15 protein-coding genes are annotated in these 22,171 nt (G+C 42.4%); 6 read left to right on the forward strand and 9 right to left on the reverse strand.

What is annotated here, in order from left to right:
* The first annotated feature begins 21 nt into the window (after positions 1-21).
* Positions 22-1,518, forward strand: a complete 1,497-nt coding sequence (locus ACT3QN_RS01820; protein ID WP_444519459.1) for a cytochrome ubiquinol oxidase subunit I — start codon at positions 22-24, stop codon at positions 1,516-1,518.
* Entirely contained in the window at positions 1,518-2,534 is a 1,017-nt protein-coding gene (gene cydB, locus ACT3QN_RS01825) for a cytochrome d ubiquinol oxidase subunit II (protein WP_444522326.1), read from the forward strand. Before ACT3QN_RS01820 ends, cydB begins: the two co-directional genes overlap by 1 nt.
* A gap of 323 nt (positions 2,535-2,857) precedes the next feature.
* Here the strand turns inward: cydB and murU are convergent, their stop codons facing one another.
* Both murU and ACT3QN_RS01835 read right to left on the reverse strand, forming a co-directional pair.
* Positions 2,858-3,595: an N-acetylmuramate alpha-1-phosphate uridylyltransferase MurU gene (murU, locus tag ACT3QN_RS01830; protein ID WP_444522327.1), complete on the reverse strand. Its 738-nt coding sequence runs from the start codon at positions 3,593-3,595 to the stop codon at positions 2,858-2,860.
* Between the two features lie 46 nt (positions 3,596-3,641).
* Positions 3,642-4,745 carry an aminoglycoside phosphotransferase family protein gene (locus ACT3QN_RS01835; RefSeq protein ID WP_444522328.1) on the reverse strand — a complete coding sequence of 368 codons (1,104 nt, stop codon included), beginning with the start codon at positions 4,743-4,745 and terminating at the stop codon, positions 3,642-3,644.
* A gap of 381 nt (positions 4,746-5,126) precedes the next feature.
* On the opposite strand from ACT3QN_RS01835, the gene ACT3QN_RS01840 reads away from it, so the two are divergent.
* A complete protein-coding gene (locus ACT3QN_RS01840; protein ID WP_444522329.1) occupies positions 5,127-8,195 on the forward strand; it encodes an LPS-assembly protein LptD in 3,069 nt (1,022 codons plus the stop codon).
* Positions 8,196-8,351: 156 nt separating this feature from the next.
* Positions 8,352-9,743 (forward strand): peptidylprolyl isomerase, encoded by a 1,392-nt coding sequence (locus tag ACT3QN_RS01845; protein WP_444522330.1) that lies wholly within the window; start codon positions 8,352-8,354, stop codon positions 9,741-9,743.
* A gap of 477 nt (positions 9,744-10,220) precedes the next feature.
* On the opposite strand, the gene ACT3QN_RS01850 is transcribed toward ACT3QN_RS01845, so the two are convergent.
* Positions 10,221-11,351: an endonuclease/exonuclease/phosphatase family protein gene (locus tag ACT3QN_RS01850; protein WP_444522331.1), complete on the reverse strand. Its 1,131-nt coding sequence runs from the start codon at positions 11,349-11,351 to the stop codon at positions 10,221-10,223.
* 417 nt (positions 11,352-11,768) lie between these two features.
* On the opposite strand from ACT3QN_RS01850, the gene asd reads away from it, so the two are divergent.
* Complete coding sequence (gene asd, locus ACT3QN_RS01855) at positions 11,769-12,902, forward strand: aspartate-semialdehyde dehydrogenase (protein ID WP_444522332.1); 1,134 nt, start codon at positions 11,769-11,771, stop codon at positions 12,900-12,902.
* Positions 12,903-12,966: 64 nt separating this feature from the next.
* On the opposite strand, the gene ACT3QN_RS01860 is transcribed toward asd, so the two are convergent.
* Entirely contained in the window at positions 12,967-13,623 is a 657-nt protein-coding gene (locus ACT3QN_RS01860; protein WP_444522333.1) for an SOUL family heme-binding protein, read from the reverse strand.
* A gap of 264 nt (positions 13,624-13,887) precedes the next feature.
* On the opposite strand from ACT3QN_RS01860, the gene tgt reads away from it, so the two are divergent.
* The gene (gene tgt, locus ACT3QN_RS01865) at positions 13,888-15,039 is read left to right on the forward strand and encodes a tRNA guanosine(34) transglycosylase Tgt (protein ID WP_444522334.1); all 1,152 of its coding nucleotides are present in this window, start codon (positions 13,888-13,890) and stop codon (positions 15,037-15,039) included.
* A 130-nt stretch (positions 15,040-15,169) separates the two neighbouring features.
* Here tgt and ACT3QN_RS01870 read toward each other — a convergent pair whose 3' ends face one another.
* From ACT3QN_RS01870 to bamA, 5 genes are all read right to left on the reverse strand, one after another.
* The gene (locus tag ACT3QN_RS01870; protein ID WP_444519449.1) at positions 15,170-16,522 is read right to left on the reverse strand and encodes a sodium-dependent transporter; all 1,353 of its coding nucleotides are present in this window, start codon (positions 16,520-16,522) and stop codon (positions 15,170-15,172) included.
* Between the two features lie 301 nt (positions 16,523-16,823).
* On the reverse strand, positions 16,824-17,603 hold the full coding sequence (gene lpxA / locus ACT3QN_RS01875; RefSeq protein WP_444522335.1) for an acyl-ACP--UDP-N-acetylglucosamine O-acyltransferase: 780 nt from the start codon (positions 17,601-17,603) through the stop codon (positions 16,824-16,826).
* A gap of 199 nt (positions 17,604-17,802) precedes the next feature.
* Positions 17,803-18,312 carry a 3-hydroxyacyl-ACP dehydratase FabZ gene (gene fabZ, locus ACT3QN_RS01880; RefSeq protein WP_444522336.1) on the reverse strand — a complete coding sequence of 170 codons (510 nt, stop codon included), beginning with the start codon at positions 18,310-18,312 and terminating at the stop codon, positions 17,803-17,805.
* A gap of 52 nt (positions 18,313-18,364) precedes the next feature.
* Positions 18,365-19,381 (reverse strand): UDP-3-O-(3-hydroxymyristoyl)glucosamine N-acyltransferase, encoded by a 1,017-nt coding sequence (lpxD, locus tag ACT3QN_RS01885; protein WP_444522337.1) that lies wholly within the window; start codon positions 19,379-19,381, stop codon positions 18,365-18,367.
* Positions 19,382-19,527: 146 nt separating this feature from the next.
* Complete coding sequence (gene bamA / locus ACT3QN_RS01890; protein ID WP_444522338.1) at positions 19,528-21,927, reverse strand: outer membrane protein assembly factor BamA; 2,400 nt, start codon at positions 21,925-21,927, stop codon at positions 19,528-19,530.
* Positions 21,928-22,171: the final 244 nt, after the last annotated feature.

Here is a 22,171-nt window from a genome sequence, read left to right on the forward strand (position 1 = left end):
AACAGATGAGAGTAACCTTTTATGTTCGCTACATTTATGATTGACCAGATGGATGCGCTGATGCTTGCGCGTATCCAATTCGCTTTTGTTATCTCGTTCCATATTGTCTTCCCCGCCTTCTCTATCGGACTTGCCAGCTGGCTTGCGGTACTTGAGTTTCGTTGGTTGAGAACTGGTAAACCTATCTATGCTGAAGTCTACAAGCACTGGGTAAAAATATTTGCTGTTGTCTTTGGTTTAGGCGTGGTATCGGGCGTGGTAATGTCCTACCAGTTCGGTACTAACTGGGCAGTATTCTCTGATAAAGCCGGTAACGTTCTAGGTCCTTTACTCGCCTATGAAGTATTAACAGCGTTCTTCTTAGAAGCGTCCTTCTTGGGTATTATGCTATTTGGTTGGGGCCGCGTGAGCAAACGCATGCATTTTGCTTCAACAGCCATTGTTGCTATCGGTACATTGATTTCCGGTTTTTGGATATTGGCTGCCAACAGCTTTATGCAGACCCCTCAAGGTTTTATGATGGGTGCAGATGGCCTGCTCTATCCAACCAACTGGCTTGAAATTATCTTCAACCCATCGTTCCCTTACCGTTATGCTCATATGATGACCGCCGCATTTTTGACAACTGCTTTTGTTGTTGGTGGTATCGGCGCATATTATATTCAATCTAAAAAACACGTTGAACATCGCGCACACGGCCGTGTAATGCTAGGTATGGCAATGATTATGGCCATCTTTGTTGCGCCTGCGCAGGTATTGATTGGTGATGAGCATGGTTTAAATACACTTGAGCATCAACCTGCTAAAGTTGCTGCGATGGAAGGTATTTGGGAGGATGAGCGCGGTGCCGCATTACGCTTGTTTGCAATCCCCGATCAAGAAAACCAGACCAACAAATATGAAGTCGCTATTCCTTACGTATCTGGGCTAATCCTCACTCACTCATTAGATGGTGAAATTAAAGGCCTCAAAAACTGGGCGCCTGAAGACCAACCACCAGTGATTATCGTGTTTTGGGCGTTCCGTATCATGGTTGGTATTGGTACGCTAATGGTATTAGTCGGCTTATTTAGTCTGTATAAATACTTCAAAAAACAGCAGTTCAATACTGACAGTGTGTGGTTCCACCGAGCGTGGATGATGATGACACCACTTGGTTTTATCGCCTTATTAGCAGGTTGGTTCGTCACTGAAACAGGGCGACAGCCTTGGACGGTTTATGGTGTCATTCGCACTGCTGAAAGTATGTCCCCACTTGCGGCACAACAAGTAGCTACCACGTTGATTGGCTTTATCGTACTGTACATATTTGTCTTTGGTGCAGGCAGTTTTTATATCTTGCGCTTGATTGCTCAAGGGCCTAAGCCTTACACAGATCCCGCAGAAGACAACTTCTACGAACATTCAGTGACCGAAAGTCAAGGTCGCACGTTAAGTGGTGATAGTAATCCTGCTAAAAGTACTGAAGAAGGCTTAGATGAGCCTACAAATGATGTCGATGATGGAGGGTTACGCTAATGTTTAACTTCGGTGATGTATTAGATTTACCTCTCATTTGGGGCGGTTTGATTGCTTTATCTGTCTTTGTCTATGTACTGCTTGATGGCTTTGATCTAGGCTGCGGTATCCTATTCCCATTTGCAGGTTCAGATAAAAACCGTAGCCGTATAATGAACTCAATCGCGCCATTTTGGGACGGTAACGAGACGTGGCTAGTACTAGGTGGTGGTGGACTATTCGCAGCGTTTCCAGTTGCTTATGGCATCATCATGACAGGTCTATATTTGCCAGTAACTGCCATGCTGTTCGGTCTTATCATGCGGGGCGTAGCATTTGAGTTTCGCTTCAAGTCGTCTGCACGTAGGCATGTATGGGACACCTTTTTCTTTGTCGGCTCAGTCATTGCTACTTTCTCTCAAGGTATTATGCTTGGGGCGTTAGTACAAGGATTAGAAGCCAGTAACCGTTTATATACTGGTGGCCCTTTTGATTGGTTCACACCTTTCTCTATAGTGTGTGGATTTGCCATGATTATCGGCTATGCCTTGCTTGGCTCTACTTGGCTCATCATAAAAACAGAGCACACGTTACAAGTATGGGCACGCCAAGTTTCTAAATGGATGCTCATTGCTTTATTGGTTGCGATGGTTGTAGTCACAGCATTTATGTACTTCTCAGACATCGATGCATTAGAAGGATGGTTTGGTTTCCCAGATTTGTTATACCTCGCTCCTATGCCTATCATCGTCATGCTTTTATTCTTTATCATGCGTAAAGACTTAAAAACTGAGCGTGAGTATCGTCCGTTCTTATTAACGGTGGCTCTATTCTTAATGGGTTATATTGGGGTTTGTTTTGCCATATTCCCTTATATCGTACCGTATCAAATGACGATTTATGAAGCGGCTGCGGCTGATACTTCATTATCATTTATGCTAATTGGCGCATGTATCATGTTACCGATTATCTTGAGCTATACAGCATTTGCTTACTATACCTTTAAAGGTAAATCTGATCACAATCCAATGTACTAGTCGCTAATCGCGGCAGGTAACGGATCAGCTAAAAGGGATGGCTATCATCGTTTATAGATGGTAGCCACACTTCATACGCTAATCAGGAGATCTCTATGAAAAAGTTCAGTAAAAAACAATCACAATGGGCATGGTTTTTGGGTCTGTATGTGGCAGGGTTTTTAGTGGTGTTTACCATTGCTCAGCTAATAAAAATGGCCATGGGTGTTTAGTATAATTGCCTAATCATACGTAGTATCTAAAACTGCTATGACAACTATTTCTACATACATAAAAAAGCAGCGTTGAATAATCAACGCTGCTTTTTATTTATCTCGAATTCATCAGTTTGGTTTACCCTGATGCTCGATATCATTCTGTTCAATAAACTCGTTGACCTGTGCTAAGCGCTCAGATGTCCCCACGTCTATCCAATTGTCTGTCGTCACTTCAGCAGTGATCTGAAACTTTATCATTGCTTGCTTTAATAGTGGTGCTAAAGCCGCAGGCTGCCCGGACACCAGACCTTCTACCAGTTTTGGTGACATTACACTAATACCAGCGAAAGTATACTTGTCCGCATCGCCAATCGGCTGCTCACTAGCAAGACCGTTGTTAATCGCGAAGTCGCCACCATTATTGTGCTCTGGGTTATCAATCAATAATAAATGCGCACGCTGATCCGCTCCCAACGCATAGCCTGTTAATTGAGAAAAGTCATAGGTAGTCCATACGTCGGAGTTGACCAGAATAAATGGTTCATCCTTTAGTTTACTTGATTGCAATGCCTGAAAAATACCGCCCGCCGTCTCAAGTGGTTCATCGTCTTCTACTGACCAGTGCAGATTTACGCCGTACTGTGAACCATCGCCTAACGTCTTCATTAATTTATCTGCTAACCATGACGCATTAACTGTGATATCAGTAATACCCGCTGCTTTTAAGGCTTTAATGTGCCAAACAATAAGCGGTTGGCCAGCGACTTCAACCAAAGGCTTCGGCGTCTCAAGTGTTAACGGACGTAGGCGTGTGCCCTTACCCGCTGCCAAAATCATGGCCTGTGTAATCGTAGAGGTAGACATCTGCGCTCCTATTTTTATTATTCAAATTAATGTAGCTGAGCGTTATCTACGCTGAGGTAAACTTCTCTTTATAAGCAGGTAGCACTGCCTCTTGTAGCCATTGATTAAAAGGATTAATTGATTGCTTTAGCTCATCACTGCCATGTTCGGCAAGCCAGTTTAATTCAATAATTAGATCGCGCATGACTTTAGGGATATCCGCCAAATAACGGTCTTTGCCGTCACGCTCAGACAATCTAATAAAAATTCCTAATACCTTTAGGTGACGTTGTACGCCTATGACATTCACATCATTTTCAAACTGCACCACGCTATCAGCAGTAGTTAGTGATCTTTGTTTTTGTAGCTGCCAAAAGTCACTAATCCATGTAGATATTTGGCTCTCTGACCAATCGACATAAGCATCGCGTACTAACGACACTAAGTCATAAGCATACGATCCAATGACGGCGTCTTGGAAATCAATCACGCCCAACTGAGATCTATCTGCTTGATCTTGCATGAGGTTGCGGCTGTGATAATCACGATGGACCACCACTTGTGGCTGTCGTAAAATTCCTTTCACTAATGCGGCTTTTAGATTCCCCCAGACTTGCTCGTTTAGCGCTACACCAATATAAGGTATAAACCATTCGCTAAATAAATCCATCTCACGGTCTAATAGTGCTATATCATAATCTGGCAGCTGGTGTTGTGACTTCGCCGTTTCTACTGTTACCGTTTGTAGCGCGACTAATGTCTGCATTGCTAGCTGATAGTAGTCATTGATTTGGTCTGCGGATGCATCGACAAGCAAATGGGCAAATTCTACTGTGCCAAAATCTTGTAATACCAAAAACCCTTTTTCTACATTTTGTGCAGTCAGAGTCGGCACGTTGACAGCGGGTGACATCAATTTAGCAACATTGATAAACTGCAGCATCGCATCCTGCTCGTCAGCAGAGTCCATGACGATATAGTGTTTATTGGCGCTATTATCTGTCTCTGATAACTCGATTCGATGATATCGGCGCGCACTAGCGTCGCCAGGTAAGCTGTCCAGACTAAATGTTTGATCTAAAAACACTTGCTGTAACCACTGCTCTAATTGCTGTTGGCGGTTGTTGTTGTTTTCGATCATATCAGTCTCTAAAGGCGTTTTGTCAGTCATATTGGGCATCGCTGGTTAAATATAAATCATAAATAATTAAAGTAGTGATAAGTCAGACAAATACTTGCTAAAATAGCGATATGTGGCAGTGCTATACAGGCTGTCATAGACGTATTGCTATATCATTCAATACCTAATATCAGATAGAATCGCTATCGCTACTTAAAAATCAGCATGGCTATACTATAAATTTTGGTAAATAGTGTAGCTGATTTGGTTTTTTTTGACTATGATTAGTCGTCATTATATGTAAAACATCCAAATTTTTGAGAATACATTAGTCATATTTTAGTCGCTCATTCACTACTTTATATCGTTCGGTGATACCGCTACTAAACTCAGTCATGCAATCCAATAAGCTCTGCAATCATAGGTGTGCCCTTGTTATATTCTCCGCTTTACCAAAGCATCCGCTTGATCTTATTTGGTGCCTTAGGCTTATCTAGTCTAACTGTCAGTGCTGCTATTGGTGATTCCAATACGCAAAAAACTGAACCACTCACTACGAACAGTACGGGCAGCTATGTTTCTAATAGTATAGCGACTGACGCCGATAATATTAGTCGTACCCAAAATAGTGACGGCTATCAAGAAACAGATGTTCTAGATGATAACTATCAAGATAATGCTAATTTTGCTGATACGAATAATGTGACTGTATCGAATGATACTGCGTTAGAGAGCAGATTCTCGGAGAACAACGACCTAAACATTACAGGTATTGATGAAACTACTGACTCTGATGCTTTTAGCAATGAAGTTCCCAATACTGTTAATTTAGATACAGAAACCCGTGATCAAACAAATAATGCTGAGGCAGATAGCAACGCCTTTGTTCCTAAAGCGATAACAACAGAAAATGGCAAACTAGATCTTAATGATGAGAGTATTCAAGCCAGCCTAATGCGCTTAGCAGAATTTTATGAGCTGACACCAGATACCGACGCTTCTACATTAAACAACGTTGAAGAAACTAGCAGTGCTGAAACGAATAATGCTCATAACAACGCCATGCCTGCGGCACAAACGATTCCAAAGGTAGGTAGAGACTTACGTCTGTTGCCAAATGCCGTGAACAGTGCCCAACGCTGCGAAGGCCAGTGGGTACATCCGCAAAGCAATCCCAATTACCAACGTGCTGTGAATGAAACAGGTACTACAAACGGACAACCAGCACCAAATGTGGCTAGCGTTCCGAACAACCAAGCCCCATTGTTTACCGAGTCTGATTACGGTTATTACAACAATGTCAATTATGCTGAGCTATCTGGCAACGTGAAAATTGATCAAGGTACCCAGCATATCGAAGCAGAACAAGTCATGATTGACTTGGACAATGGCGTTGCTGCTGCTCAAGGCAAGGTTATGTTTACAGATAATGCGACTGGACAGCCTATACAACGTACGCGTAATGGGCAGGCTGGCTTTAATGATAGAGCGGCACAAGGTGGCCTCATTGGTGTGGCGGACAGCTTAAATTACAATACTGAAACTGGTCAATCAACGGCTAATAATGTGGCATTTGCCAGTGTTGGACTGCAAGCACACGGCTATGCCAAACACTTAAACAGACCCAACGATAGTGAGTACGAGTTGGATCAGGTTATGTTTAGTACCTGCCCACCTACCAACCGTAAATGGCAGTTTGAAGCCAAAAGTATCGATCTAGATACCGATACGGGGCGCGGCGAAGCGTACAATACGACTTTCCGTGTTGCTGACATACCTGTTTTTTACCTTCCTTACTTTAACTTCCCGATAGACAGCCGTCGTAGTAGTGGGTTTTTATTGCCAAGTGCTACCGTCAGTAGTGAAAACGGCCTTGAAGTTGATATTCCATACTATTTCAACTTGGCACCTAACTATGATGCCACCCTTAATACACATATCTATACTGATCGTAACCCTATGCTATCAGGAGAGTTCCGCTATTTGACTGAAAGCTATGGGGAAGGTATTTTAAACGGTTCATACTTACCAAACGATAAAGAGTATGATAACGAAGATCGTACCAGCTTGTTTTATGACCACACTTGGTCATCAAAAAGCATTCCACGATTGAGTGCTGATGCCGAATATAATTATGTATCGGATGCCGATTACCTTGATGACTTCGATACGTTGGGCTTGTCGGATAATACCTTAAACTTGCCACGTCGTGCTCGCGTCAATTATTACAACGATTATGTCGATGGTGAGTTAAAAGTAGAAACTTTTCAGACTCTAGATGCTTTCACTGATAATGGTGAGGCGTTGGAAGATAAAGATAAGCCGTACTCACGATTGCCACAACTCAAATTAAATTATCGACTGCCTTGGGCCGAGCACTTCGATATTACTGGTGTTCACGACTCTGCATACTTCAAAAAATCTATCGATGACGGCTCTGAAAATGAGAAGAGTGGCACACGCATTTATAATAAACTAAGCGCTGCCTATCCGATGGAAAATTCTTGGGGTTACATCAAACCCAAACTTAGCTTGCAGCATCTTTATACCTCATATGATGAAGATAGTTTAGCGGATAACCAACTTAGTGAAGAAGATGGCAATCAATCTGTCTTTGTTCCGCAAGCCAGTATTGATGCTGGTCTGAATTTTTACCAAGCAGGTTCACCATTTGGCGCTTTTGACGATACGATGGGCGGCTATCGTTTACTTAGTCCGCGCGTAAAATATACGTACTCGCCGTATGAGAACCAAAATGACATCCCTAACTTTAATACGCGTATTGCCTCTATTAACTATGAGCAGTTATTTTCAGACAGTTGGTTTTTAGGTCATGATCGTTTGCAGGATCTACATTCTATTACGCCTGGCGTCAATTATCGTTACATCGATGCAACGGGTGTGACACGTTTTGATGGTAGCATTGCAGAACAGTTCTATCTAGATGATGGACGTGTAACACTTGACGACGATCAGCCAGTTTTCACTTCGTCTTCTTCAGGTATGGTATGGGATACCAGCACTCAGCCCTATAATAATTTTTGGGTTGATGTCAGCGGTGCCTTAACCAGTAATTATGACTTAAACTATATTACGACTGAACTGCGTTATCAGCCGTCAGACAATAGCTTGTTCAATGTGGGTTATGTCAAACGTCAGCGTGATGACAATACCGATCAGTTACCATTGTCGGCGTTTACCGCCTCCGCTGTTTTCCCTATTAATAACAGTTGGCGCATACTGGCTCAAGGTCAATATGATCTTGACAGTGACAGAATGCTTGATTCACTCGTCGGCGTTGATTACGAAGACTGCTGTTTCGGCTTTGCTGTTTATGGTCGCCGCTATTACAATGACTTAAACGTGAAAGATAAGCCGACACAAGCCATAATGGCAGAAGTTAGATTAAACGGACTTGGCAGTGGTAGCAGCCGCTTGACACGATTGCTTGCTGATAAGGTTTTGGGCTTTGAACCTGTACAGACAGCTTGGAAAGACTAACCAATTTTTTGCTAGGTTAGCTTTATTTACATAAATATATATAAGACACTGTTTGAACCCCTATTAAGGGAAACGCTGTCGAATATTTTATTATTAAGAGTATTGGATAGAGTTGACCGACTACCATCCGATGCAATGACATTGATGAGGAGCATCATGAGATTTTTTTCTTTACGTCAGACTAGCAGAGCAGTATTGCTATCTATGGCAGGCCTTACTTTTACGCTAAGTGCCAACGCTGCTACTGTCGAACCTGAAGCGGCTCAAGCTTCTGCCTCTGCTACGCAAAACTCAGTCAATCGTTTGACGCCAGCCAATAGCACAGACGGTATTATCGCCTTGGTCAATGAAAGTGCTATCTTAAAAAGCGAACTGATCAATGCTATCGAGCAAACCCAAGCGCGTGCAAAAGCTGCTGGAGAGCCTATTGCCAATTCAGCACAGCTACAGTCTGAAGTGTTAAACGCGCTTATTTTACGTGAGCTGCAGTTGACAATGGCGAAGCGCTCTGGGGTATCTGCTGATGAAGCAGAGATCAATCAACGTCTTGCTCAAATCGCTCAAGCTGAAGGGCTTAATAGCATCTCGGCATTGCAGCAACGCTTGGATGCAGCGCAACCTGGCAGTTATGCCAATCTACGTGCTCAACTGATCGAAGAAGCTTCTATTCAAGCGCTACAACAGCGTCAAATTACTCGCCGAGTACGTATTAGCGAGCAAGATATTGATGCGTTTCTGGCCTCACCTGAAGCTAAGCGCCTGAACCAAAGTGAATATCAAACCATTCACGTACGTGTTCCTTACATAGATGATTATAGTCGTTTGTCGACCGCTCAACGTGAAGAAGCACTGAAAGTTGCGCAAGCCCTGCGGACGCGTTTGCTTGAGCCAAACGTCAACGTCGCTGAAGCCGTTGCTGCTAGCCAAGGTAGCTATCCGATTCCATTGCAAGGTGGAGATATGGGCTTTCATAAGGCCGCTTCTTTACCGACAGAGCTGTCTAGCAAGATTACTAAGCTAGACGTTGGTACCGTAAGCGAGCCATTATTAACTCCTGAAGGTATTGATATCATCAAACTGGCTGATAAGAAAGCCAGCAATACAATGCTAGTACCACAGTGGCATACTCGCCACATTTTGGTAAAAGTCGATGACCTACAGACTGATGCGCTTGCTGAACAAAAAATCAATGACTTGTACGAGCAACTTCGTGGCGGTGCTGACTTTGCTAGCCTAGCTTCGACGTATTCAGACGATCCAGGTTCTGCTGGACGTGGCGGTGATCTTGATTGGGTTAGCGAAGAGGATATGGTTGGGCCATTTGAAGCCACAATGAAGAATACAGCAGTTGGTGACTACTCAGCACCTTTTAAGACACAATTTGGCTGGCATATCCTAAAAGTTGAAGGTCAGCGTGAACAAGATATTAGCGAGCAATATCGTCGTAATATGGCGCGTCAAGCATTGTATCAACGCCTAGCCCCACAAGCTCAAGAAGACTGGCTACAAGAGCTACGTGCTGGCGCTTACATTCAGATACTTGGCTAATATATTGCAATAAGCTAATAGCACTGAGTTAGCGAAAGTATTGAATTGATTTAAATAAAATAAGGGTATATGCCATTGCGTATACCCTTATTTTATTTGCGCAGTTAGATATTTAACTGCAAGCTTTGAAAACATCTCAAAGATAAATATTCTGAACTTTTCCAAACCATAACCTATACACAAAGAAAAACCCCGAACCTAGGGCGATTGGTTCAGGGTTTCAATACTTCATGTTGTTGTTATTATCTCTCTTCCATGCTGACTCATCCTAAGTCATTTAACAGTATTATTTAAGACAGCGGGCTGACCTGTGCTTTTATTCATACTGTCTCAACACCACATCCATGCATATCCTTGTGTTGATGACTGTATTATATGCCAATGAATTCAGTGCCGATAGAAGCTAAAGACTCTATTTTGCGTAAGCATATGCTTACGTCATCTCTATGTACTACAGCTAATAAATAGCGTCTTTTATCAGCCAAAACTGCGTTGCTCTTTTTTATGTTCTTCTGAAACTTTTTCGCCTTCTTTTTTGCCTTCTTCGATTTTATCATCAGTCTCTTGGATATCTTCTACTTGTGCAGTAGGCGTATTGCCCTCTTGCTTACTTGTCTCTTCTGGCTCATATTGTAAGGTAGTCATCACAGGAAAATGATCAGACCCTATAGATGGCATACGCTCGATATCAACTACCGTAAAGCACGCGCTATGAAAAATATGATCTAAAGCCCAGCGCAAGAATGGATATTTAACATGAAAAGTATTAATGAAATGTCGACCAATGCGAGGATCTAGCAGTCCAGAGATACGCTGGAAACGACGAGTAGTTTTTGACCAAGCCACATCATTAAGGTCACCTGCCAATATCGCGGTTTGATTATTTTCTTTTATGTATTTACCTACCATGAGTAGCTCAGCATCGCGCGTGGTAGATTTATCCGCTTCAGTTGGACTAGGCGGCATAGGGTGCAAACAATATAGCCAAACGACACGGCCTCCTTGCAAGCACAACTGAGTATGGATAGAAGGTATGTCATCTATCATTAGATATTTAACTTTAGGATCGATAAGCTCAAGTTTAGAATACAAATGCATGCCATACAAATTATCCAGTGGCACTTTCACTGTATAAGGATAATTAGGCTCAATTTGATGTAAGGCTTGCTCCCATTTTTTGTCACTCTCCAGGGTGATTAAAATATCAGGCTGCTTTTGCTTAACCAAATCCACCAGTTTTTGCGTTTCATCGTTGGGCGTCAATACATTTGATACCATCAGTTTTAGTTGGTGCGCTTGTCCTTCGGGCTTGTCCTTTGCCTTTTGGACTTCTTTTTTCCACAGTTTGGTATAAGGCAGTACCATTCTCAGTTGAAATGCTAACGTACCGCTTAACACAACAAACAATACCCACTGCCCTAGCTCCCACTCTGAGAAAAAAATTATCATACCGACCCAAGCGATAACCCCAAGCACCATTATTTGAATGCGTGGAAACTCAACGCCACGTACCCACCAGTTGTCCAGCGGCAACCAGCCCCACATCGTGACAAATGCGATGAATACTGCTAGACCTTGCAAGGCATAATATAATAGTGATAGATCCATAAGTAGATACTAACCGTTGATTGGAGTGTTGATGATATATATTAGTTAAACTTTTATTTGATAAAAAATAGCGTGGTGGCAACTCAATCAATGTTAAAAAAGCAATGCTTGAGACTTACTTTATCATTTCAAAAGATTCTCGCCTACTGATGAGTCTCAAATATGCGACAACTATCATAAAACGTTACAATATCAGCTCACTCGGTATAGTGAACGCTTTGTTGAATATTATGTTTTTGAGGTCGCTAGATAGCCAAGTACTTCTTCAGTAGTAATAACTTAAAGTTATAGTCAACATAGTAAATAGTGTATCGAAAACGACCAAATAATGGCCGAAACGCCTTGCTTTTTCGCGCTATTCACGGCATTGTTATCGGTTGACGATGCAACAAATAATTGTAAATAGGATTGAACTTCATGAGTGATTTAACAGTAGGTTTGGTAGGCTGGCGCGGTATGGTAGGGTCAGTACTGATACAACGTATGCAGGAAGAGAACGACTTCAATGGCATCACGCCTGTGTTTTTCTCTACCAGTAATGCTGGTGGTGATGCACCAAAGTTTGATGGTATTGAAACCAGCCAACTAAAAGACGCTCATGATATTGAAGCACTTGCTGCTTGTGATGTCGTTATTACTTGTCAAGGTGGTGACTACACGTCAAAAGTTCATCAACCATTGCGTGATAGTGGTTGGAACGGCTATTGGATTGACGCAGCCAGTACATTGCGAATGAAAGATGACAGTATCATTATCCTTGATCCCGTCAATTGCAACGTGATCGATAGCGCTTTAGCCAATGGCAAAAAAGACTTTATCGGTGGTAACTGCACAGTGTCGTTGATGCTGATGGCTATCGGTGAGCTATTTAACAAGGGCTGGGTTGAATGGGTCAGCGCGATGACTTATCAAGCCGCTAGTGGTTCTGGTGCAAACAATATGCGTGAACTCATCAATGGCATGGGTGTATTACATGATGCTGTCCAAGACGAGTTGGCCAACCCTGCTAGTGCTATTCTTGAGATTGATAAAAAAATCGCTCAGACTCAGCGCTCAGCAGACTTCCCTAAGCAATACTTCGGTGTACCGCTTGCAGGTAGCTTGATTCCTTATATCGATGCGCAGCTAGAAAATAAACAGTCAAAAGAAGAATGGAAAGGCGGCGTTGAAACCAATAAAATTCTAGGTAACGACGAAGCCAGTACGATTCCTATTGATGGTATGTGTGTACGTGTCGGTGCTATGCGCTGTCATGCACAAGGCCTAACGATCAAACTCAAAAAAGACATTCCACTAGAAGAGATCGAAGCTGCTCTCAAAAACAGTGGTAATGAGTGGTTAGACTTAGTCGAAGATGACAAAGAATCCACTATGGATCGTCTAACTCCAGTAGCCGTCACTGGCACCCTAACTGTTGCCCTTGGCCGCTTGCGTAAGCTTAATATGGGTCCTGAGTATCTAGGCGCATTTACCGTTGGCGATCAGTTATTGTGGGGGGCTGCTGAGCCATTACGCCGTATGCTTAATATCATCCGCGAGCAAAACGTCTAACGCAGACACCCTAAATTAAGCACAAAAAAGACAGCAATTGCTGTCTTTTTTTATGGGTTGCTTACTACTCGGGTTGATACGCAATCATCACCTCATTGCGACGTAAAAATGGTAGCGTCCAAGGTGGATTATAACGCGCTAATTCAGGTTGTCCTGTCACATTTAGTTTTTGACTTTCCATCCAAAATTGTAATTCTGCCGTTTTAGTTGCGACTTTTTTGCTGCCTGCCAATCCCGAAAACTTAATCACACCGTACGTCTGTGCGGGTACTTCTATAATCTCAACGTTTGGATTGTTTGGCTTAGGCAATGTTTGCATCGTATATTGACTAGGCATCGTAAATTGTACGCGCCACTTACCATCTTCCTGTTGCATACTGACTGGTGCTGTCATCGCAATTTTCTGTGACTCACTGCTGTCTGTGCTCTCAGCTTGCATCGTGACAGGTGCAGTCATACTAATCTTACTAATACTTCCACTTGGTGCTGTGTTGTTACCAAAAATATAGTCCGCTAACACTTTAAACCCTTCACGACTTGCTGAGTCCTGGTCACCACTCACCCATGTTTGCGCTACTAGTTGCTCATCATAACGACGCAACTCAAAGTCATCTGTTTGTGCCAGTAACGTATACTCTGGCTCTTCTGTCTCAGCGGCCGCCACCCCTTTCGATATTAACAATAATCCACCTGCCAATAATAAATACCCTGTTTTTTTCATATTGTATCTCCAGCGTCTAAAAGCGTAGTTTGGCAATAACTATTACCTCACTTGTATAATTTCTACTGTATCAATACAGCGTCAGCCCTGTCTGTATCTTTTAACGTGCTCTCTGTGTTTTTTGGTTATAACAAGACGACGTTAAATAAAGTCACCGAAAAATATATTGACCATATATCGTTAGCACTAAATATCCATGTCCAAAAAAATCGCCAACAATGCTATAATTAGCGCCATTTTCATAGCTTAAATAGCGGTTATCATATGCAATTTGTCTTACATAAAACGGCCAGCGGTGCAACGCGTGCACGCCGTGGTACAGTTCACCTCAATCATGGCGACGTACAAACGCCTGCTTTTATGCCTGTTGGTACTTATGGCACGGTCAAAGGCATGCTGCCACGTGATATCGAAGCCATTGGTGCTGATATTATTTTGGGCAATACCTTTCATCTATGGTTACGTCCAGGTACCGAAGTCATTGATAAGTTTGGTGGCTTGCATAAATTCATGCATTGGGACAAACCTATCTTGACTGATTCAGGTGGTTTCCAAGTCTTTAGCCTTGGCGCAATGCGTAAAATCACCGAAGAAGGCGTGAATTTTAAATCGCCTATCGATGGCGCAAAGATATTTCTCTCACCAGAAAAATCTATGCAGATTCAGTATAGCTTGAATTCAGACATCGTCATGCAGTTCGATGAGTGTACTCCTTATCCAGCGACTCATGATGAAGCCAAAAAATCTTTGGAGCTATCACTACGTTGGGGACAGCGCTGTGTTGATGAGCACAACAGACTGGGCAGCACCAACGCCCTATTTGGTATTGTACAAGGCAGTATGTATCCTGATTTGCGTCAGCAGTCGCTTGAAGGTCTACTAGAAATTGGATTTGATGGTTATGCCATTGGCGGTCTTTCCGTTGGCGAACCCAAAGAAGAGATGATAGATGTCTTAGACTACCTGCCTGATGATATGCCAGCAGACAAGCCGCGCTATCTTATGGGTGTTGGTAAGCCTGAAGATTTAGTTGAAGGCGTACGCCGCGGCGTTGATATGTTCGACTGTGTGATGCCAACGCGTAACGCCCGTAACGGCCATTACTTTGTGACAGGCGATACAGATAATGCTGGAGTGGTACGCATTCGTAATAGCCAATATCGCAATGATGAAGGCCCGTTAGATCCTGAATGCGACTGCTATACTTGCCAAAACTTTAGCCGTGCTTACTTATATCACCTTAATAAGTGCAAAGAAATGCTGGGCGCTCAACTAGCCACTATTCACAATTTGCGCTATTACCAACGTTTGATGCAGGGTATCAGAGATGCTATCGAGCAAGATAAATTTGATGAGTTTGTCAGCGAATTTTATACCAAACGCGGTCAAACGGTTCCTGAATTAAACTTGCGTTAATCCTGTTTAGCATTCACTACTTGTTATCTAAATCTGTTGAAATCAAAAAGGGCTTAAGAATAATCTTAGGCCCTTTTTTTGTGCTGCTTTTATAACCCAATGATTCAGATAGAATCGACGATGATAACTACTATCCCATCAATGAAGTTACGAATACTACTACAACGGCGATTGGCGCGATGAACTTCGCAACAATTTGCCACAACTGCCATGCACCGTTAGACAGCCCAAGCTCTTGTTGGATATTACGTTGATTCATTTTCCAACCAGCGAATAAAATAGCGGCAAGACCTGTTAGAGGTAATAGGAATTTACTGGTAAGTTTATCCAATGCATCAAAGATACCATTACCCATAATAGTAAAGTCTGACCATAGGTTAAATGATAACAATGCGGCAATACCTAATAACCAAATTACGGTACTTGCAGCGATAGTCGATACGGTACGACTCATTGAGGTACGCTCTTCCAACAGCTCAACGGTCGGCTCAAGTAACGAGATAGATGAAGTTATAGCGGCAAAGGTAATAAGCAAGAAGAACAATGCACCGATGATGGTACCTGCACTCATGCTACCGAAAGCAATTGGTAAGCTCACAAAGATAAGACCAGGGCCTGCTGCAGGATCTAAACCATTGCTAAAGATAATCGGGAAAATCGCTAGACCAGCGGCCAAAGCAATAACGGTATCTAAAATAACAACGGTACGTGCGGTTTTTAATAGGTTCACTTCACGACCTAGATAAGAACCATAGGCAACCATGATACCCATACCAATTGATAGCGTGAAGAATGCGTGACCTAATGCGGCCAGCATAACATCAGCAGTCAATTTGCTAAGATCTGGCGTGAATAAGTAAGCGACTGCTTCACCAAACCCGCCATTCATCACATTGTAACCAACGATAACGAAAAGAATTACACCTAGTAATGGCATCAAAATTTTAGCGGTTTTTTCAATACCACTTGTCACACCGATACCAACGATAACAGCCGTTATAATCATGAAAGCTGTGTGCCAGATTGTCAACGTACCAGCTGAGGCTAGCATAGCATCAAAAGTTGCAGCGACAGAGTCACTATCTTGACCTACAAAGCTGCCCGACGAAATTTTTGTAATGTAGTTAAGAGCCCAGCCGCCGATGACACTATAAAACGATAGAATTAAGAAACCACCTAAAACACCAGTAGCACCAACAATCCCCCAACTACGAGACCTACCTTCATCAGCTGCTACGTCTGCAAACGTATTGACTGGGTTTTTTTGACCGCGGCGACCAATTAACCATTCAGCAACCAATATCGGAAAACCGACCAGCGCAATACAAAACAAATAAGCAATAACGAAAGCTGAGCCACCGCTTTCACCAACCATGTATGGAAATTTCCATATGTTTCCTAAACCAACTGCTGAGCCTACTGCTGCCAACACGAAGCCAAAGCTTGAGCTCCATTGTGCATGTTCTTGTTTATTGATAGCCATTTTTTCCGTCCTCGTGCTTCAATTAACATTGCTGATAATCTTCCTTGATAAACATAAATAGTCAGTCTTATTATCCGACTATTTAGTAAACGCGTCGATGTAAAGCGTCCAGCAACATTAAGAAAGAATTGTTTACAATATCATAAACGCTCAGTTTCTGCTAAGCGACCAAAAAAGTCAAGTATTCATAAATATAAAAAGCCATAACAAATAGTTATGGCTTTTATGTGATTCATCTTTAGTATATAAGAATTTGGTTTATTAAAAGTATAAGATTCATCATCAATCGAGAAATATTTTTTTAGCGTACAACGCCGCGGCTGCTGTTTTGTAGTGAGTCAATAAGCAGCTGAATCTTTGGTTCTTGAGGTAGTAGCTCATTGTTTAAGGCTTCAAGTGCTTGTACCGTCGTCAGACCTGACCTAAAAATCACGCGGTACGCTTGACGCAATGCGTTAATAGTTTCTTTTGACCAGCCTTTACGGCGCATTCCCTCAACATTCATACCATGAGTTTTAGCTGGATTGCCAGACACCATAGTGAAAGCAGCCACATCTTTTAAAATTAAACTAGCACCGCCAATTAAACTATAGTCATCTACTGTACAAAACTGGTGAATACCTGAGTTGCCTCCGATGATGATATGATCGCCAATAGTCACATGCCCTGCCACACCCACATTGTTTGCCAATACGTTATGATCACCAATCACACAATCATGTGCGACATGCGTGTTTACCATCAGCAGGTTGTGGCTACCGATTTTGGTTAGCTCGCCATCCTGTGCTGTACCACGATGCAAACTACAGGCTTCGCGAATCATATTGTGATCACCGATTTCAAGCCAAGTACGCTCTCCTGCATACTTCAAATCTTGAGGGTCTTCACCAATACTTGCAAACTGATAAAACTCATTGTGCTGTCCAATACGAGTCAGCTTCGTCACAACAACATGTCTATGCAAGACCGTATGTGCACCAATTGATACTTCATCACCAACGATACAGTAAGGCCCAATTATGGCAGTCTCGTCAATCTGCGCGGACGGTGAGATGAGTGCTGTAGGATGAATCTGACTCATAATATGGACCCTTGTATCATTTGATGCGAGTAAATAATAAAAACGTATCGCTATTTCAGTCTTACTAACGAAGCTAATACCATTTGCGTTGTCGAATCTACATATAGCTGATTATACAATTATAACGAGCGATTTAGATATCGCCCTTTATATGTTATGGCTTATCACCAACTTAAACATCCTTTGTTTTAATAGGTTCTTATTGCTCTTGACGTGCAATCATAATTTGGGCACTGGCAGCCAGTTCATTTTCGACGTGGACAGTACAATCAAACTTATAAATACCATGTTTTTGCATCACGGTTTTTGCACGAATGATAAGTTGATCACCAGGAATCACACGACGTTTAAAGCGGACTTTATCCACACCTGCAAACAGATAGAGGTAACCGTCTTCTGCAGTCAGTCCTGCACTAATAAAGCCAAGCACTCCTGACACCTGAGCCATAGACTCTACCATTAATACACCTGGCATAATCGGCTCATCAGGAAAATGACCGTTAAAAAACTCTTCATTGATAGTCACGTTTTTAATACCAGTAATACACTCACCTGGCGTACAAGCGACGATACGATCTACCAGCATAAAAGGATAGCGGTGCGGTAAATAGTGCTTAATCGTATGATACGTTAATGGTAATGTAAGACCTTGCTCAGCCAAGCTTTTAACGTCTTCATCAGTTGGGGTATCTATATTGTTACTGCTCATAGTGACGCTTCCTTGCTGTGTTTTGAATATCTATTATTTGTTTGTGTTTGCATTAGTTGCTGCCTAGCTGACGAAAACGTACCGCAGCACGTCGCCAATTAGCAGTCGGCATCGCAGCAGTACCAGATGAATATGAACCGGCGGTTTTAATGGATTTGGTTACCATGGTCATCCCAGATAGAACGACATCGTCTGTAATCTTAATATGTCCTGTTATACCGACAGCGCCACCTATTATACAGCGCTTACCTATCGTAGTACTACCCGCAATGCCCGTTTGAGCAGCAATAGCAGTACCGTCACCGATACGGACGTTATGAGCAACTTGTACCAAATTATCAATAATAACATGATTGCCAATAACGGTATCATCGATAGCGCCACGATCGATACACGTTTGGCTACCAACTCGCACATAATCGCCAATAATGACACGGCCCAACTGAGCTATGCGCTCCCAACCCGTGTTGCTAGGATCTTTAGTAGGAGCAAAACCAAACCCTTCAGATCCAATACTTACCCCTGCATGCAACCTAACGTGATTGCCGATAACACACTCAGGACCGACAACGACTTGTGACTTAATCATACAATCAGTGCCGATACGAGTATTGGCTTCAACCACAACGTGAGCATCGAGTGAGCTGCGCGCTCCTATTTGCACATGGTCACCAATCATACAAAAAGGGCCGATGTTAACTTGCTCGCCAATAACAGCACTCTCTGAAATCACAGCACTCGAATGAATCCCATTAGATAAAGAATGACGCGCAAACAGCTGACTAGCACTGGCGTAGGCCAAATATGGATTTGAGACAACTAGCGCTATTGCTGAGGTAGGCACTTGGTCACGATATGCTTCCGTCACCAATACTGCGCCTGCATCGCTGCTAGCCAAGCTAGAGATATAGTGAGGGTCTGCCAAAAAGCTTAGCTGCTGCTGACTGGCCGTCGTCAGGCTACCGACGCTACTGAATGGTTGACACAATTGATCAGTATCAAGCTCAGCCTTATTAATAATAGGCTGACGCTGCTCAATTCGAGTAATGAGTTGCTCAATCGTTATCATAATGACTATTAATAAAATATGGTTATAAATGAAACGGTCGCCAAAATAACAATGCGTTTTGACGACCTACTAAGCTCTAATGATATTTCTATCTATTTGAGACAATCTTTAAAATTATTCAAATAAATGAGAGTAATGTCACTAATTTAGAATGTATTACCAATCTGAAACTGGACTTTTTCAGTCTCATCGCCTTCTTTGTCACCAAATGGTACCGCGTAGCTAAGTGAAATTGGACCAATTGGCGTATACCAAGTGATACCAGCACCAGCACTGTAGCGGAAGTCATTATCTTGGGTCAATAGCGGAACATCTGAATCGTTAAAAGTGCGATCTTCTTTATCAGACGTGTCAAAGACCTGACCTCCTTCAGCAAACAATACTGGGCGTACCTGATCTGCCCAATCACCTTTAAACGGCATTGGCAAAATCAGTTCAGCACCAAACGTTGCTAGCGCATTACCACCAACCTCTTCTCCGGTAAAAGTTTGATTATCTGGATCATTGACCGCATCAAGATAAACTTGTGACTTAGGTCCTAGAGTAGATGATTCATAGCCACGTACTGAGCCATAACCGCCAGCATAGAAGTTTTCATAGAACGGTAAATCGTTACCATAACCAAGCTTAGTATAACCACGCGCGATTACGTCTTTATAAACAGGATAGTATACATTGCCAGTATAAGTTAGCTTTTGATAGTTAGCATCACCAAGACCGATAGTTGCATCAACCGCATGGCTCATTCCTTTAGTAGGAAATACTGGGCGGTCTAAAGTGCTGTAGTCCCAACCAAACAATAGATTGTAAGTCTGATAGTCATTTTTGAAATTTGCAACGCCATCCGTATCAACCTCAGGTGTTTTTGTACCACCATCGTCTAGAATCTCCTGAGCATTAGATATCCCTAGATAGCGACCACCACGAACCTTTGTATTGTCCACATTCAGACCGGCACTAAGACGTTTGGTTTCATCAATAGGATAACTATAGTTTAGTGTCGCACCATATGAATCAGTCACATAGTTACTAACATTATCATCATCATATTTGGTTTTGCGATAGTAACCACTAATACCTTGAGAAACACCGTTTTCTGTAAAATACGGATCAGTATAACCTAGGCTATAAGAATCATAAGTCTCTGAGCGAGAAAGTGCAGCCTTGACGCGGTTACCTGTACCCATAAAGTTATTTTGAGTCAGATCCAACTGGAAAGTCACACCGCCACTCTGTGAGTAACCGGCGGCAATCGTTGAGCTACCAGAAGGTTGCTCTTCAACCACATAATTTACATCGACTTGATCTGGCTGGTTAGGTACTGGTTTAACATCGACAGTGACATTTTTGAAGAATCCAGTACGCATCAAACGCGTGCGTGACAGCTGAATTTTTTCATTAGAAGATAGCGTACCTTCTAACTGACGCATTTCACGACGCAACACTTCGTCTTGCGTTTTAATATTACCGGTAAAATTGATACGGCGAACGTAGATAGGACGTGCAGGGTCAATATAGTAATCGACATCAACCATTTTAGTATCGTCATTGATACGTGGAACTGGTCTAATTTGAGCTAAATAATAGCCTTCATTGCCATAGCGTCTTTTAAGAGTATCTGTCGTAGCGTCTAGTTTTGCTTGCGAATACTTCTCATTAGATTCAAAGGCAACCAGTTCTCTTAGCTCACTATTTTCAAAGGTAGGCTTACCTAAAAAGTTCACTTCGCCAAACTGATATTGCTCGCCTTCGCTTAGACTGACTTCAATAAATACACTACTTTTGTCTTCGCTGATGTTTAATACAGCATTATCAACTGAAAAACGCACATAACCGTCGTTTTGATATAGCGATTTTAAGCTCTCTAGACTGGCAGCCAGTTTTTCTTGAGCATACCGATCAGACTTAGATAGCAGTTGCGTCCATGAAGACTCTTTTACCGCGAAGACGTCTTTAATCTCTTCATCACTAAAGTGCTGATTGCCAATAATATTGATATCAACAACTTTAGCAGGCTTGCCTTCTATAAACTTCACGTCAAGTTTTACGCGGTTACCGTCTAGGACTGTTTGTTCTACTTCGATATTACTATTGTAATAACCTTGGCTAACATATTGCTGTTGTAGCTCATTGGCCACGCCTTGCAAAGTAGACTGCTTAAGCACGTCACCAGTTGATAGACCAGCGTTGCTAAGACCTTGTTCAAGCCCTTCTTTTGGAATGAGCTTGTTACCTTCAAAGGTTACTTCAGCGATTGTTGGACGCTCAATGACGTCAAATCTTAGCTGGCCACCTTCGACACGGCTTTGAATATCAGCAAAATTCTCAGTTGCATATAGTGCCTTGATACTGGCAGCTAAGCTACTATCATTCACTGTATCGCCTACCGTAACAGGTAAGACCGGATAGAGGCTATCAGGGGTTAGGCGTTGTAGACCATTAAAGCCGATATCAGTTACTACAAATTCTGCAGCCTGTACTGGCATACTCATCATCGCTACAACTAACGGCAACCCAGCCGCACTCATAATTAAAGGCGTACGCATAAACACTATCCGTCAATAAAAAAATTGCTTAAATTAAGTTAAAAGGCACGTATTGTCTAACCCATTCACATAGGGCTATAACTCCATGCAAGGGTAACTCAGAACACTTTATATAAATTGCATCACAAAATAAACTAAAAATTACGATTAGTACAGAGGCTGCGACACAGAGTAGCATGCCTATCATAACAATAATCAGCCTGTAATAGGCGTAAAACCTCTAGTATATCGTGCTTTATCAGCC

It is taken from the genome of Psychrobacter sp. AOP7-C1-14, from assembly GCF_052376135.1.
Lineage (GTDB): Bacteria > Pseudomonadota > Gammaproteobacteria > Pseudomonadales > Moraxellaceae > Psychrobacter.

Coding starts and splice junctions, on each gene's coding strand:
- ACT3QN_RS01835 (WP_444522328.1), bottom strand. CDS start 4,745: ATGACTGACAAAACGCCTTTAGAGACTGATATGATCGAAAACAACAAC.
- tgt (WP_444522334.1), top strand. CDS start 13,888: ATGCAATTTGTCTTACATAAAACGGCCAGCGGTGCAACGCGTGCACGC.
- murU (WP_444522327.1), bottom strand. CDS start 3,595: ATGTCTACCTCTACGATTACACAGGCCATGATTTTGGCAGCGGGTAAG.
- bamA (WP_444522338.1), bottom strand. CDS start 21,927: ATGCGTACGCCTTTAATTATGAGTGCGGCTGGGTTGCCGTTAGTTGTA.
- ACT3QN_RS01845 (WP_444522330.1), top strand. CDS start 8,352: ATGAGATTTTTTTCTTTACGTCAGACTAGCAGAGCAGTATTGCTATCT.
- ACT3QN_RS01870 (WP_444519449.1), bottom strand. CDS start 16,522: ATGGCTATCAATAAACAAGAACATGCACAATGGAGCTCAAGCTTTGGC.
- fabZ (WP_444522336.1), bottom strand. CDS start 18,312: ATGAGCAGTAACAATATAGATACCCCAACTGATGAAGACGTTAAAAGC.
- ACT3QN_RS01820 (WP_444519459.1), top strand. CDS start 22: ATGTTCGCTACATTTATGATTGACCAGATGGATGCGCTGATGCTTGCG.
- cydB (WP_444522326.1), top strand. CDS start 1,518: ATGTTTAACTTCGGTGATGTATTAGATTTACCTCTCATTTGGGGCGGT.
- asd (WP_444522332.1), top strand. CDS start 11,769: ATGAGTGATTTAACAGTAGGTTTGGTAGGCTGGCGCGGTATGGTAGGG.
- ACT3QN_RS01860 (WP_444522333.1), bottom strand. CDS start 13,623: ATGAAAAAAACAGGGTATTTATTATTGGCAGGTGGATTATTGTTAATA.
- lpxD (WP_444522337.1), bottom strand. CDS start 19,381: ATGATAACGATTGAGCAACTCATTACTCGAATTGAGCAGCGTCAGCCT.
- lpxA (WP_444522335.1), bottom strand. CDS start 17,603: ATGAGTCAGATTCATCCTACAGCACTCATCTCACCGTCCGCGCAGATT.
- ACT3QN_RS01850 (WP_444522331.1), bottom strand. CDS start 11,351: ATGGATCTATCACTATTATATTATGCCTTGCAAGGTCTAGCAGTATTC.